We start from the raw sequence: 14,943 nt of genomic DNA, 5'->3' as shown, positions 1-14,943 counted from the left end.
TCAATCCCTAATAACCCGCAGTGGACGGTTTGATTCTATATAGAATGGCGAACATCACTGGTACTACTATTAGCGTTAGTACTGTAGCAAAGCCTAAGCCTGCCATGATGGTAATCGCCATCGAGCCGAAAAATGCATCGAATACCAAGGGAATCATGCCCAAGATAGTCGTTAGTGCTGCCATAGATACCGGTCGTACACGACTGATCGCGCTGTCGACAACCGCTAAATATGGGTCTTTACCTGTTTGTAGCTCACTGTTGATCTGGTCAAGCAGTACGATACCGTTCTTCAAAATCATGCCACTTAAGCTCAGTAAGCCTAGGAAAGCCGTGAAACTGAATGGCATATTGGTACCTAACAGACCAATCGAAACACCAATGATAGAGAGTGGCACCGTAAACCAAATTACAAGTGGCTTACGAACCGAGTTGAACAGAAGCATAGTGATGATAAACATCAACAAATAACCCATTGGCAGTGAACCAAATAGAGATTCTTGTGCATCTTTAGAACTCTCGTACTCACCGCCCCAACTGATGCTGTAACCTTCTGGTAGAGCCAATGCTTCTACTTGTGGTTTTACGCGAGCAAACAAGCTAGCTGGTGTTTCATCACCCAATACATCGTGATCAGCCAGAACCGTTAACGTACGCTTTCTGTCACGACGTTGAATCAGTGGCTCAGACCATTGAAGCTCAACCCCATCGATCACTTGTTCTACAGGAATGTAGGTTTGCAGTGATGGGCTCCAGATCTTTACATTGTTCAGTGATTCAAAGTCAAAACGCTCTTCTTCAGGCAGGCGTGCCACGATAGGTAACATGTGCGTACCATCGCGCAGTAAACCGATGTTGTAGCCACCAAACGCCATCTGTAGTGTCTCAGACAGATCCGTCTTTGATATACCAAGGCGACGTGCCTTTGATTCGTTAAACAGTGGCACGAGCTCTTTGGTGCGTTCACGCCAGTCGTGACGCACATTTCGAGAACCAGGATCCGCCAACAAGATATCTTCTACCTCAACCGCAATGCTGCGAAGGATCTGCGGGTCTGCACCGCTAATACGAGCTTCGATTTTTGACGCTGGCGACGGGCCAAACTCAATCAATTTAAATTGGAACGTAGGTTGTTCAAATTTATTGGCCAAGTCCTTGTCTAGCCCTTCTAGGACTTTAAACATGGTGTCTCGGTCAGTCGTTCGTACCTGCAGTTGACTGTACGCTTCGTAACTTTTCTCGGGTTGGTATGTCAGCGCAAAACGTTGCATGCCTTGGCCAACTGTTGTAGTTACAAACTCAACGTCATCTTGCTGGCGAATGTAGCTTTCAACTTTTTCTGTCTGCTTAATCGTTTCACGTACATCGGTACCTTCCGGCATCCACATATCGACGTAAAACATTGGCGTATTTGATGGCGGGAAGAACTGCTGCTTCACCATACCAAAACCAACCACAGAAACTGCTAATAGCGCGACCATACTTACTACGGTAAGCCACCTAAATCGAAGTGCTACTTTCAGACACGCGCCGAATACAACGAACAGAATACCTTTGTATGGGTCTTCGTTCTCATCGACCTTGTCTTCTTCTTTCAGCATCATTTCTGCAAGGAACGGAGTCAGCGTTAGCGCTGTAACCCAGCTCAAGAACAATGAAAAACACAAAACCCAGAACAGTGAGCCCATGAATTCACCTGTCGCGTCTTTCGACAAACCGATTGGTGCAAAGGCCGTGATAGCAATAATGGTCGCACCCAATAGTGGCCATTGTGTTTGTATCACGATGTCTTTCGCTGCTTGAAGCTTGGTTTTGCCTTTCTTCAAGCCAACCAAAATACCTTCAACGACAACAATCGCATTATCCACCAGCATACCGAGAGCGATGATAAGTGCACCCAGTGAGATACGGTGCAGTTCGACATCGTTGTAATCCATCAGGATGAAGGTTCCAAATACCGTCAATAGAAGCACTAGACCGATGATCAAACCACTGCGTAAACCCATTGCAAAAAGCAGTACGATGATAACAATAGCAACGGCTTCTACTAGGCTGATTAAAAAGTCAGCCACTGATTTGTCTACTTCTTGCGCTTGGTTGTAGAAGTAGTTCAGCTCTACACCGGCAGGCTTAATGCTTTCTAAACGATCCAGTTCGGCATCTAACGCGTTACCAATTTCGACGACGTTTACGCCTGAAGAGAACGCAATACCTAGGTTGATCGCTGGTTTGCCATTGTAAGTTAATACGTTACCTGGCTTTTCTTGGATACCGCGAGTCACGTCAGCGACATCTTTCAAGCGAATGAGGTTGCCCGTATCACGACCATGAATGATCAGGTTTTCTAACTCTTCAACCGTGCTCAAAGTGCCGTTAGGCTTGATCGTTAGGCTTTGACCATTCAGCATCACCTCTCCAGCCGAAACCACACTGTTTTGTTGTGATAGCAGTGAAGTAACCATCGACATATCTAGATTCAGCGCGGCTAAACGCTCAAGTGACATCTCAACAAACAATTGCTCTTGTTGGTCACCCGCAATACTCACTTTGCCAACACCGTCAACCAATTCGATTTCACGCGTTAGGTAATCTGCGTACTGTTTTAGCTCGACATAATCGTAGCCATCACCGGTCAGCATGATCATTACACCAAATACGTCACCAAAATCATCAATGATCTGAACTGAGTTAACACCAATGGGCAGTGTTGGCTGTAGATCGTTGATTTTACGACGCATTTCATCCCAGATTTGCGGTAACTCGTCTGGACCGTAGTCCATCTTCATGCTGACCATAATTTGAGACATACCATTCGATGAGGTCGATGTGATCTTGTCGATATAAGGCAGTTGTCGTATCTCTTTCTCAAGTGGGTAAGTCAGTTCTTCCTCAACTTCCATTGCCGTAGCGCCAGGGTAAGTTGAAATAATCATTGCATCTTTAATGGTAAAAGCTGGGTCTTCTAAACGGGATAGGTTGCCAAAAGACGACACACCGCCAATGGCCAAAATGACTAGAAACAGCCAGCTGATTACTTTGTTTTTAATTGAATATTCTGCGATGTTCATTCTGCTTTTCCTGACAATTCGATTCCGTCACGGAGTTTTCTTAGATTCGAGTTTACGAGTCGATCACCTTGCTCAACACCATGAGCGATTAATGCGCCTTGGCCACTGATTTTGTCGACTTCTACTTCGCTTTTGAATGCTTGTCCGTCTTCCATTTTCCACACATAGAACTGATTAGCTTCAGAGCCCGCTGCTAGCGTTGTCATTGGTAACTGGTAACCTTGAACATCACTCAGACCCGCTTTCGCCATATCCACATTGACCGTGACGCTCGTGCCCGGCAGAATTTCACTTTCAGGCTGCTGCATCTGCATCCAAAACTCGTAGGTACGTGATTGTGGGTGCAATTCGCTAGTGTGCTCTAGATACGTCAAAGGATATTCCCCCGAGTGACCTCCAAAAGTTGCTTGGGGGCGGTAACTGCTCGAACGCATGTCTGGGCTGATCGACGCCAAAATAGAATCTGACACTTGAATTCGCACATACACCTTATCGTTCTGGTACACACTCAGGAGTGTTTCTCCAGGAGTCGTGTTTTCGAATCGTTGCTTATCGACGGTTGAAACTGTTCCTGAGAATGGCGCTAAAAGCTCTGTGTAACTTAACTTGCGTTTTGCTGCCGCCAAATTCGCCGATGCTAGTTTGTAGTTGGCCGTAAGTTGGTCGTGTTCTGATTGCGATAACATCTTGCTGCCAAACATCTCCGTACCACGGGCCAACTGTTTGCTCGCCAGTTTGAATTGAGATTTAGCATCAGTTAGATCTTGAAGGTACGTTGCGTTATCTAAGGTGGCTAATAACTGCCCTTTTTCGACTTTGTCACCGGCTTCCACCAATACTTGTTGAATTTCGCCTGCAAGCTTAAATGCCAACGGTGTAAGTTCTGCAGGCATCACCTGTCCATTAAAACTTCTGAACTGATCAGTCAGCGGCGCGCCAACGTCAAAGGTAGAAACCAATAAAGGCGGTTGTTCACGGTGTACAGCTTCATTGTTACAGGCTTGAAGTAACAAAACCGACGCGACAACAACTGATAATTTTAAAAGGTTCATTAAATACCCCCCTCACGAAGCCAAGCTTTTACTTGCTGTCCGTCAGATAACACATCCACACCTGCTTCAACGATAAGATCACCAGAAGAAAGACCTTCTATAACTTTACCTTGCTCATCAAGCAGGACTTGTACTTTAGAAATCGATCGAGAGTCTGGGTTATAGCGCCATAGCTCGCCATAGCTCGCCATGGTCAGCTTGTTTGGTTAGCCAAGCTGAATCAACAATGCCAATACCGTAGTCTGACTTACTCTTCTGAACTTCAACTTGCGCTGTCATTCCAGAAAGTAGATTGATGCCTATCTGCTTGTCGATAGATACAACCGCTTGGTAGCTGTTGGTGTCTTCATCTGGTTGTGTAGAGATCTCTTTAAAACGTGTTGGGATACGAATACCGCGGTGGCTATCCATTACAACCCACATGTTTGAGCTCGTTAGGTCTTGAATAGAACGGTCTTCAAGCTTAGATACCGGAATAGAGAACGTCACATCCATTTCACTGTGATTCAAAATATTAAGAACTGGCTGCTTTTCAGCAATTAACTGATATTGCTTACCAAACACCATCGATACCACGCCATCGAATGGAGCAACTAATGTGGTGTAACCAAGGTTTGTTTTTGCTTGTTCCAACTCAACGTCAGCGGCAGTAAAGGTGTTGACGGCTTGGTCGTAGTAATCGGTACTGACTAACTTTTTCGAATACAGCTCAGAAGCTTGCTTGTATTGGCTGTTCGCCAAGTCAAATTTAGCTTGAGCTGCATCAACGGCAATACGGTAATCCGTCGCGTCTAATGCGGCTAGCACCTGACCTTTCTTAACTTCTTGTCCCATACGAACATCAAAAACTTCGATATCGCCACCCACTTGAAATGAAAGCGCAGCACGGTCGGTTGCATCCACTTTTGCGATAAAACTATCAAGCTCGATATCTGCCTGCAGAGGAATCTCAAATAACTTTACAGGCTTGATTACCTGCTCATTTTCCTCTGACTGAACTTTGTTACATCCAGTTAGAGAGCCAGCGAGCAATAGTGCGGCAATAACCGCGCCCGTACGCTTGGTCGGTATCGCTTTGATAGACAAATTGGATTGCATGATGCTTCTCCATTTAATTATTATGATTTATTACACAGGTGGGCAGTATATTTATTATTAAAGAATTCTCAAGCTTTACTTTCCACCTGTGCAGTATTTTTTATTTCAAGGAAAACAGTGTAGAATGTGGTAATCAGGTAAATGTAGAAATGAAGATGACTGAAAAGAAACAAGGCAGAAGAAGCGCGAAAGACGCTGAAGAGACGAGATTTTTGATCATGGGTGTAGCTGCGGATATGTTCTGTGAGCATGGTTATGACAGTGTTTCTCTTCGTAACATCAGTGAGAAAGCAGGCGTATCTCATAGCCTTATTCGCCACCATTTTGGTAGCAAAGAGAAAATCTGGCATGCCATAAGTGATTGTTTACATGATTATTTTCAGTCTTACATTGCTAAAATTGTAGAAGAGTTACCAAAAGGCATTGCGCCAAACATTACTATCTATTTATTCAGTATGCGCCTCTTTAGCAACATGATTCACTCACGCAAACCGATGCAACTTATCACCGACTCTGTTCGCCAAAAAGACAACTTAGTCGATTACTTTATCGACAATGTTGGTGATATCGAAAAACAAATTAATATGTTGGCAGATGAATATAATGATGCGAATCCAGATAATTTGATCAACATTTATGAAATTAAATGGCAAATGATCATGTATGCGCACGGAGCGGTATGCCTTACTCCTTTCATGGAAAGCACATGGAATGAAGGCGACATGCAATCGACACCTGAAGAAGCATTGTTAAATCATTGGCAATTGTTCAACAAGCAAATGATCAGTACGTTCAATATCAGTGATGAATGGGTATTGAATACAAGTTCGATTGAAGAACTTATTTATGAAGTCCCTTGTGTGTGGAAATGTGAACATTAGCAAAACAAACACTAAAATCGCGGCTTCAAGTTTCATGCTTAGTGCTTAGTGCTTAGTGCTTAAAACGAAAACGAAAATGCCCCGCTACTGAATATATCAGTAGCGGGGCATTTTTATGTCTGAGTGAGTCTGCTTATGTTTTAAACGATTCAACCAGTAGCAGGTTTAGCGACGCGCTTTACCGCGATTTTGGTGAATCTTAAGTTTCGCTTTCATCTTACGTTTTTCTGATGAACGACTTTTACTGCGACCACCTCGATCGGGGGCTAGATCTTTTTCTAGGCTTGGTTCAAAACCCTCTAGCCACTCTTGAGGCAAGCGCGTATCCAGCAATCGTTCAATGTCACCCAGTAGGTAAGCTTCATCCTGGCTCATCAAAGAGATCGCTAAACCACTGTTGCCAGCACGGCCAGTACGACCAATACGGTGAACGTAGTCTTCCGCTTTAAATGGCATATCGTAATTCACAACTTGTTCTAGCTGCTGGATATCAATACCTCGAGCTGCCACGTCGGTTGCAATTAACGCGCGTACTTTGCCTGATTTAAAATCATCCAGTGCTTTTTGGCGCGCACCTTGGCTCTTATCACCATTGATTGATGCCGCTTTAATGCCATCTAGCTTAAGCTCTTTAACGAGAGCATCGGTGCCCTGCTTAGTCTTTGTGAACACCAACACTTGTTGCCAGTTCTTTGAGCCAATCAAATAAGCCAATAATTCACTCTTGCGCGATTTATCAACGGGATAAACCATCTGGGTAACGGTGTCAGCGGTGCTGTTTTTTGGCGTCACTTGAATTTCGCTTGGCGACTGCATCATTCGATGTGCCAGAGCTTTAATTTTGTTATCAAACGTCGCAGAGAAGAACAGAGTCTGTCGCACCTCATTCATACGAGAAAGAATGCGTTTGATATCAGGCATGAAACCCATGTCTAGCATGCGGTCTGCTTCATCCAATACCAACACTTCAGTGTGGCTCAACATGATGTTCTTAGTGAACATATGGTCGATAAGACGGCCAGGAGTCGCGACAAGAATATCAGCTCCCCCGCGTAGGTTTTCAGTTTGAACCTTCATACTAACGCCGCCGTAAGCCACCACGACTTTGATGTCGGTGCCCTTTGCGTAGCTGGTTACGTTATCGAAAACCTGTTGCGCAAGTTCACGTGTTGGTACCAACACAAGCGCACGAACTAGCTTCGGGTTTGGAATAACATTGTCTTTTGTCTCGATTAATCTTTGGATAATTGGCAAACCAAATGCGGCCGTTTTACCTGTACCCGTTTGAGCACCAGCCAATACATCTTTGCCTTCTAATACCAATGGAATCGCTTGCTCTTGAACACTGGTAGGAGCCGTAAAGTTAAGCTCTGATAGCGTAGCAAGAAGATGCTCAGATAATCCTAGTTGGTTAAAAGATTTTGTAGATTCAGACATAGTATGATGCTCAAAGATTAAATAGGCGCGGATTGTAGCAAACCTGCATTACGCTGTTTACCTTTCCTTTTGATTTTTCTTCATTTGAAGCGAATTAAACTGCTTCGCTTCTTCTAAAACACTAGGATAAAGCTCATGAAAGTGACACTGCAACGTGTTGTAGTGATACTCTAGGTCGTGATAGCAAGATTTAAGCATCCCAAGCTTTGGCCGTCTCAAAGCCATGCGTTGCAATACCACCTCAATGGAAGGCATGTCTTGATAACTTAGCAACCAACGTTGTTCTGCCATTTTCTGGTGAACAGTAATGAAGTGCTCAGGCCAATGAGGCTCTTGATGTTCAAAGATCTGTTGATGGCTGTCTACGCAAAAGCGCTCAAGTGATTGCGTTGAGAACTGAGCCCAATGATTGGCTAAGCAGTGATCCCAAAATACATCGAGTGCGATAGGTGCAAAGCGTCGTGTTTGGTGTGAGAAAAGCGATTTTGCAGAACGAGATACATCATGATGATCAGTATAGCTATCAACGAATCGATGAAGTCTTATTCCGTCTGAAAGTGAGTTTGAATAGTATTTACTAGGGTCGCCTTTAACGAAGTCACCTAACAGATTACCCGCTAAGTTACTTTTACAATGCTTGGCGATGTGGAGGTGTGCGAGAAAGTTCATTGAACCTCATTAAAGTATCGAGAACTAAGTAACATGGTAAACGTACTCGTTTATCTTCGCGAACTTTAATGAGGATAGTTTTGTTATGACGCGTGAGCGAATGAGATTTGCTCAGTTTAAGAATTGTTTAATTTGAGAACGTTGAACTACAGAAACCTTTAGTTCAGTAAAACCTAATTAAAGATCTTAAAAACTTAGTTCGAAGACTTGAAAAGCTCTTCTGCTAATTGTTTAACCGTCTGTTCATAGTCAGATAAATCGATACCAATTTCCATAGCATCTAACAACTCTAGACTTTCGTCATTATAAGATTGGTCACTCATAGTGCCCCCTCTATTCCTTGGTGTGGACATGTTGTCCGATTAACTAGTGCACCATCTTGGACTTAAATTATGTCACTTTGATGAACGCACTCTACTCTACCCATTCCATATTTATAGCTTGAAGCTACTCGCGATCATTAGCGCTTGTTTACGCTAAAGGGGCATACGCGAACGACATATGTACTGTCACCTTACACCAATTACAACAAATTACCCTATAAATTTTGATGCAAATCACACTCAAACGTTTGCTTAAGCATTTTTAGTTCCTTACGCACCAACTGCTGTACATATTTATATACAGTGGATATTTTTAATTACATTAAACATTGCATTTGGAATTAAACTCAATCAAGATACTTGAAAATCGAGATATTCTTTGGGTTTATTCTCTTAGACCAGAAGAAACACAACGAAAACCCACCCTAACGTAAAGAATTATATACAATGAATAAATCAAAGGTTTTTGGCAGTACTTTGATCATTGCAGGCACAACCATTGGTGCCGGCATGCTCGCTCTTCCACTCGCATCTGCAGGAATTGGCTTTTCAACTTCACTATTTCTAATGCTTGGCTTATGGGCTCTCATGGCCTTCACCGCATTATTAATGGTAGAGCTTCATCAATTCGCTGAATCGGACGCAACTCTACACACGTTAGCTCACACGATTTTGGGAACGAAAGGAAAGTGGATCGCAAGCTTCGCCGTGATGTTTCTTTTCTACGCTTTGTGTGCCGCATACATTGCAGGTGGCGGAGCGCAGTTTAACCAACGTATATCGGATATTGCAGGCATTGAACTCAATGGCCAAGTCACTACACTCCTATTTACACTGTTAGTTGCGGGAGTTGTTACGATTGGTACACACAGTGTTGATAAAGTTAACCGCGTTTTATTCGGACTTAAACTGATTGCGATGGTACTGGTACTCAGTTTCCTTGCACCAAACATCAGCTCTCAATACCTAATGAGCATGCCTTTGCATCAAGGCCTGATTGTTGCTGCGATACCGGTTGTGTTTACCTCTTTTGGTTTCCACGGCAGCATCCCTTCAATTGTTCGATACCTGGATGGTGACGTTCGCTCTTTACGTAAGGTCATGATTATTGGCTCTGCACTGCCTTTGGTCATCTATGTTTTCTGGCAGAGTGTTACGTTGGGTGTGGTTAGCCAAGAGCAATTATTGTCTGATACTAGCTTGGGTGCGCTTCTAGTCTCACTATCGCAAACTGTTCATCAATCCAACCTGAGCGTGATCGTCGGTGTGTTCGCGGACCTTGCACTTCTTACTTCTTTTATTGGCGTGAGCTTGGGGTTATTTGAATTCATGGGGGACTCTCTAAGCAAGAAACTAGGCAATGCCAAACGCGTTAAGACGGCCGCTATCACTTTTTTACCACCATTAGGTTTTGCCTTGTTCTACCCACAAGGTTTTATCATGGCTTTGGGTTACGCTGCCATTGCACTTTCAGTGCTCGCAATTCTGCTACCGACAGTAATGGTATACAAAGTTCGTTACACAGATTTATTAGTAAAACCTCACGCTACAGAATCAACTTACCAAGTGTTAGGCGGAAGCAAAGCGCTGTTTTTAGCGGGTAGCGTTGGCGTGTTTATCATTGCAGTTCAAATCCTTATTTCAGTAGGGTTATTACCATCATTAGGCTAATAAACCCATCGAGAGCAAAAATACTTGATTGATGTCTCATGAACGATATATTGTTATCATTAATTTTCATAATTAATCGACCGGAATCACATTTTTATTGAGGTCGGTTATTTAGAGTCCACGGTAAAGGATTTACCGTGGAGTTTTTATGAAAGAAGTACAATTTAGAACGATAGACAAACTGTTTATTAAAATGTCGATTAACGACAAGTTTTGGGTCATTTTCTTGATCTTTTTTGCCGCTGTGGCAAGCCTCGCTGGCCTCAACTACGTCAACAATATGGAACAAATTGACGCGAGTGCAAAACAGCAGGTTGAATATCAGTTGCAAGGCATTTTATCAGCGTCAGATTCCCCAGCTTCGGTTCGTTCTGTTAGCCAACAAACACGCCTTCAAGAAACCACTATTTCAAACACGGGTTCGGTGACTGCTACGGCACTGGCACAAGATGGCAACTACTACTCTCTTACCGTTTCAACTACTGATACAAAGAACCAAAAGCAGCAAGCTCTGTACACATTATTACTCAGTCTTTTATGGTGTTTGCCTTTTGGTCTTTTCTGTTACTGGGTTGCAACCTTCCTAGGTGGCGCACTTTGGGTTCTTTACTCAACCACTCAAAAGATTGGTGATGGTGATTTAACATCTCGCCTTGGCTTCCATCCGGGCCGAGATGAGTTTGGTACGATTGGTTGCGCCCTTGACCGTTCAATGGATACGCTAAGTGAACTAGTCAATAACGTAAACCAAAACGCAGCGACACTGAGTGAAACGTCAGCTTCTTTCGAAAAAGAGATGAAGCGCAGTGAAACACAGATTATGAGCCAGAATTCATCTCTAGACTCTGTTGCAACTGCAATGGACCAAATGACGGCATCAGCGAATGAAGTATCTAATATCTCTGCGCGCTCTACAGAGCAAGCAGAGCAAGATGCTCAACAAATCAATGATAGCCATGCTATGGTTCAGCAAGCAATCTCAGAGATAACCACCCTTTCTTCTTTGATTGAGCAAACCTCGTCTTCTGTTACGAGCTTGAATGTAAATACAAGCCAAATCAACGAAGTCATCACCACGATCAACGCAATTTCAGAGCAAACCAACTTACTTGCGCTAAATGCCGCGATTGAAGCAGCTCGTGCGGGTGAACAAGGTCGTGGTTTCGCCGTTGTTGCTGATGAAGTGAGAACGCTTGCTAGCAGAACTCAATCCGCTACAGTTGAGATCCAAACGATGATTGAACGCTTACAGCAAGAGAGTCAAAATATTGCTAAGATCACGGTGCAAACGGTTGATCAAGCGCAAACCAGTAGCCAACTCATTTCACATATCGGTGATGACGTAAACTCGATTGCAGATTCCGCACAAGCGCTAATGGACATGAGTCTACAAATAGCAACGTCAGCTGATGAACAAAGCAACGTAGCGAATACCATCGCTGCTGAGCTTAATGATATACGAGGCCAATCAGGCGTAATCAAAGATGTCGCTCAAAACTCTTCAAAGGGCGTATCTAAGCTGACTGAAGCATCGGTTTCTCTGTCTCAAACTTTGGCAAGATACCGCACTTAGCAAATAGCTATCAGCTATTTGCACTTAATGCTTAATACTTAATGCTCAGAATTAAGAACAAACCTAAAAAGGACTCATATAGAGTCCTTTTTTATTGGTGTCGATTAATAACCATGACAAATCCATACTCCTCAGTTATTAACATGAAGTAAGTCGCAAAGGCGAGATTATCAAGTGTCAAAACTGTCTAATATTCGAGCTTAGGGGTAATCTAATTAAACGGGTCTTTTTTCGCTTACCCTCTTGCTGCAGGTGACACATAATGAATAAAACAGATGCACCATACACCGACGACATCACATGCCCTTTATGCCAACATGACGAATATCTACTTTCAGAAAGTGGAGAGAAGTTCACTTGTGCTGCATGTGGTTTCCACACAACACAATTAAGCAAAGTAGTCAGCCTTCAATTAGGCTTTACCCCACCAAAGCTCCAGAGTGCGGTATACCACCACTTGAGCAGCGCTTGCCATTAATCCAAATCGATATTTCTTCCAAACTGTAAATATCCTGAGCCGCTAGCTCTGCTATGTCGGCTTCGGTATTATCACTCAATGAACCTTCAAACGTTGGTCGCAATCTAAAAGATTGAATACCCGCACGAACCCCTGCTTCAATGCCTTTCACCGTGTCATCAACATAAATACATTCGTTTGGTAAAAAGCCCATATTCATTGCGGTATACATGATCAGGTCGGGCTCCGGTTTCCAGCTATTGGCATCAAAAGCTGAAAATACTTTGCCTTTGAAGTCGTCGAGCATTCCTGTCATTGCCAATGAGGATTCAACTCGATATTTAGGCGCATTGGAAGCGATACAAAACTCAATGTCTTGTTGCTTGAGGAATTCAATAAGCTCAATAGCACCATCCATCGGCTTTAAATGGCGTTGGAACAAGGCTTCTAATTCAGTGCGATAAAGCGGCTCGAGTGTATCGATGGAGATAGATAGCCCTAAACGTGCTTGCGTATCCATTAAGATGTCAGCTAGCTTCCCACCTTGAAAGTGCACATAGCAGTCATTAACGCTTAACTTAGCCCCAAAGCCAGAAAACACATTCACTAAGGCTTGGCAACACAGCTTCTCGCTATCGATGAGTGTTCCATCACAATCGAAAATTACACATTTAGTTTGTTCTAACCGCATAGCTCTCTCACTCGCATTGAATTCAAGTTTTATCCTATAGTGTTCTTTCAATACGCGTGATGATTAAGGTAACACTTTACCTATCGCCCCTTATTTCTCTACGCGAAATATGCAGTGGATCACTTTATGCTTAACCATAAGCAACAGCACTCATTAAATTAATATACTTTGAGCGTCACCAATCACGACTTTATTTGCCAATAAACCGTTAATTCACGGCCAATTCTTCAATAACAATAGGTTTATCCGTTAATTCAATGCGACATTCAGCGGTGATGGTATCTGGATACGAATCACGGATAGCAACAAACTCGGGTAAGTGGCTCAGTAGTAACTGAGTAAGCTCAGGGTCGAACTGACAGCCGCATTCTCTCTCGAACAAATCGATAACCATCTCTAATGGCCACGGCTCTTTGTAACAACGGGCACTGAGTAGTGCATCAAACACATCCGCGACGGCCGTAATACGGGCAAACAAGTGAATTTCGTCACCCACTTTGCCATTAGGATATCCAGCCCCATCCCAACGTTCATGATGCTCGTTGGCAATGATAGCAGCCAGATTGGTAATATCACCGGCTCCACTCTTCAGTAAGTTATAGCCTGCCGTTGTGTGAAGCTTCATCACTTCCCACTCTTGCTCGGTCAATTTACCTGGTTTATCCAAGATTGATTCTGGGACTGAAATCTTACCCACATCATGCATCGGACTGATGATCTCTATCATCTCGACCTCGCGATGGCTCAAGCCACGATACTTAGCAAGCAACGCAGACAACTTGGCGACACGTTTAACGTGATTACCGGTTTCGCCAGAGCGAGTTTCAATCGCCTCTCCGAGAACATGAATCATATCTTTTTGAATATTCAGTGTTTGTTTCTGGAGTTTTAAGATTCGTTTGCTCTTTTTAGCCAGTTCTTTCTTTTGGCGTAGAGTGACAAATTGCATCAAAATAATCAGGCTCAAACCTGCAATGACCATCGACAATCCCAATAGCAACTGAAAGTTTTTACGAATAAAGGATGAAGGCTCATTAATGAATACAGCCTCATCAGGTAGCGCACTCTCACGGATACCGAAATTTGTCATCGCTGGATAATTGAAAACAAAACGTTTGTTCTCACCTGGAGTTAAAGGTTCGTCGAAACCAAGAGGTAGGTACTTATCGAGCGCCTTAACCGTCTCTTCACCCATGCTTTGAGAGTGATTCACATAGCCACCAAGTACATCTCCCGAAATATAGAACTGCCACAAAGCAAACACTGGAGCAGCACTTGCTTTAGACAAAGTATCCGAAACCTCTTGATAAGTATGATACACGCCTCGATTCAATTCGGTATTGTAATGACTGAGCAAAACCGCGTCATCAGCAGAGATACCTTCCAAAAACTGACGGGTACGCACTAACGATAAATCGCGTATTTCAACCAATGTGATATTAGGGAACTCAGTCATCACGCGATTCATCTCTTTGCGAATTAACTCAGAAGTGACACTGTAATCATTGATGAAATACAGTATTTTTAGGTTAGGTCTTAACTTCGAAATTAGATCAATATTGACGTCTATCTGATCGTTCTCATAAAGCACGGTTGCTCTATCAGACACCGAATACATGTCGGTACTGAAATCGTTAATACCGGCAGCAACGACAGGTGTGGAGCGATCGATCAAACTAGGCAGAGATTCAAGGAAGTTAGCCGCGTTGTCGTCAGTCGCGATTACACCATCAAACTTATAATCTGCATATTTGGTACGTAAGTAGTTTGCGATAGAATCGTAGTACTCAGGGCTATGGACGCGCTTTGAATCCAAATACTCGATTGAGAGTTTAACTTCGGCTTGAGATTGGCTGAACGCACTGTCTATCCCTTTTTGGAAGTCAGCGGTCCACTGATAAGAAGGTTCGTATGAGTGTAAAACTAGGATGCGTTTGATATCCCAGTCATTAGCAAAACTGAGTGAAGAATAAGCGCTAACACACAATACAGCGATTGAGAACAATAGCTTGTACATACAATAC

The 14,943-nt window shown here is 43.3% G+C and carries 10 protein-coding genes and 1 pseudogene; 3 read left to right on the top strand and 8 right to left on the bottom strand.

What is annotated here, in order from left to right:
* Nucleotides 1–7: 7 nt before the first annotated feature.
* The 3 genes and pseudogenes from ACED25_RS05795 to ACED25_RS05785 form a co-directional block, all read right to left on the bottom strand.
* Entirely contained in the window at nucleotides 8–3,067 is a 3,060-nt protein-coding gene (locus ACED25_RS05795; RefSeq protein WP_371694858.1) for an efflux RND transporter permease subunit, read from the bottom strand.
* Entirely contained in the window at nucleotides 3,064–4,119 is a 1,056-nt protein-coding gene (locus tag ACED25_RS05790; RefSeq protein ID WP_371694857.1) for an efflux RND transporter periplasmic adaptor subunit, read from the bottom strand. The genes ACED25_RS05795 and ACED25_RS05790 overlap by 4 nt, the downstream gene beginning before the upstream one ends.
* Nucleotides 4,119–5,217, bottom strand: a pseudogene (locus ACED25_RS05785) (efflux RND transporter periplasmic adaptor subunit). Before ACED25_RS05785 ends, ACED25_RS05790 begins: the two are co-directional and overlap by 1 nt.
* Nucleotides 5,218–5,366: 149 nt before the next feature.
* Between ACED25_RS05785 and ACED25_RS05780 the strand changes: the two are divergent.
* Nucleotides 5,367–6,098: a TetR/AcrR family transcriptional regulator gene (locus ACED25_RS05780; RefSeq protein ID WP_371694856.1), complete on the top strand. Its 732-nt coding sequence runs from the start codon at nucleotides 5,367–5,369 to the stop codon at nucleotides 6,096–6,098.
* A 165-nt stretch (nucleotides 6,099–6,263) separates the two neighbouring features.
* On the opposite strand, the gene ACED25_RS05775 is transcribed toward ACED25_RS05780, so the two are convergent.
* The 3 genes from ACED25_RS05775 to ACED25_RS05765 all read right to left on the bottom strand — a co-directional run bounded on the left by ACED25_RS05775 (nucleotide 6,264) and on the right by ACED25_RS05765 (nucleotide 8,527).
* Nucleotides 6,264–7,535 carry a DEAD/DEAH box helicase gene (locus ACED25_RS05775; RefSeq protein WP_012600681.1) on the bottom strand — a complete coding sequence of 424 codons (1,272 nt, stop codon included), beginning with the start codon at nucleotides 7,533–7,535 and terminating at the stop codon, nucleotides 6,264–6,266.
* Between the two features lie 57 nt (nucleotides 7,536–7,592).
* Nucleotides 7,593–8,204, bottom strand: a complete 612-nt coding sequence (locus ACED25_RS05770; protein ID WP_371694855.1) for an ACP phosphodiesterase — start codon at nucleotides 8,202–8,204, stop codon at nucleotides 7,593–7,595.
* A 194-nt stretch (nucleotides 8,205–8,398) separates the two neighbouring features.
* Nucleotides 8,399–8,527: a hypothetical protein gene (locus ACED25_RS05765; protein WP_017059831.1), complete on the bottom strand. Its 129-nt coding sequence runs from the start codon at nucleotides 8,525–8,527 to the stop codon at nucleotides 8,399–8,401.
* Between the two features lie 447 nt (nucleotides 8,528–8,974).
* Between ACED25_RS05765 and ACED25_RS05760 the strand changes: the two genes are divergently transcribed.
* Together ACED25_RS05760 and ACED25_RS05755 are read left to right on the top strand one after the other, a co-directional pair.
* Nucleotides 8,975–10,198 (top strand): aromatic amino acid transport family protein, encoded by a 1,224-nt coding sequence (locus ACED25_RS05760; protein ID WP_371694854.1) that lies wholly within the window; start codon nucleotides 8,975–8,977, stop codon nucleotides 10,196–10,198.
* Between the two features lie 148 nt (nucleotides 10,199–10,346).
* Entirely contained in the window at nucleotides 10,347–11,771 is a 1,425-nt protein-coding gene (locus tag ACED25_RS05755) for a methyl-accepting chemotaxis protein (RefSeq protein WP_371694853.1), read from the top strand.
* Between the two features lie 419 nt (nucleotides 11,772–12,190).
* Here ACED25_RS05755 and ACED25_RS05750 read toward each other — a convergent pair whose 3' ends face one another.
* Both ACED25_RS05750 and ACED25_RS05745 read right to left on the bottom strand, forming a co-directional pair.
* Nucleotides 12,191–12,919 carry an HAD-IA family hydrolase gene (locus ACED25_RS05750; RefSeq protein ID WP_029222776.1) on the bottom strand — a complete coding sequence of 243 codons (729 nt, stop codon included), beginning with the start codon at nucleotides 12,917–12,919 and terminating at the stop codon, nucleotides 12,191–12,193.
* Between the two features lie 208 nt (nucleotides 12,920–13,127).
* Nucleotides 13,128–14,936, bottom strand: a complete 1,809-nt coding sequence (locus tag ACED25_RS05745; protein ID WP_017097955.1) for an HD domain-containing phosphohydrolase — start codon at nucleotides 14,934–14,936, stop codon at nucleotides 13,128–13,130.
* Nucleotides 14,937–14,943: the final 7 nt, after the last annotated feature.

This window comes from Vibrio sp. 1F263, from assembly GCF_041439035.1.
GTDB classification, from domain to species: domain Bacteria; phylum Pseudomonadota; class Gammaproteobacteria; order Enterobacterales; family Vibrionaceae; genus Vibrio; species Vibrio tasmaniensis_A.
This window is presented reverse-complemented; position numbering and strand designations above follow the sequence as displayed.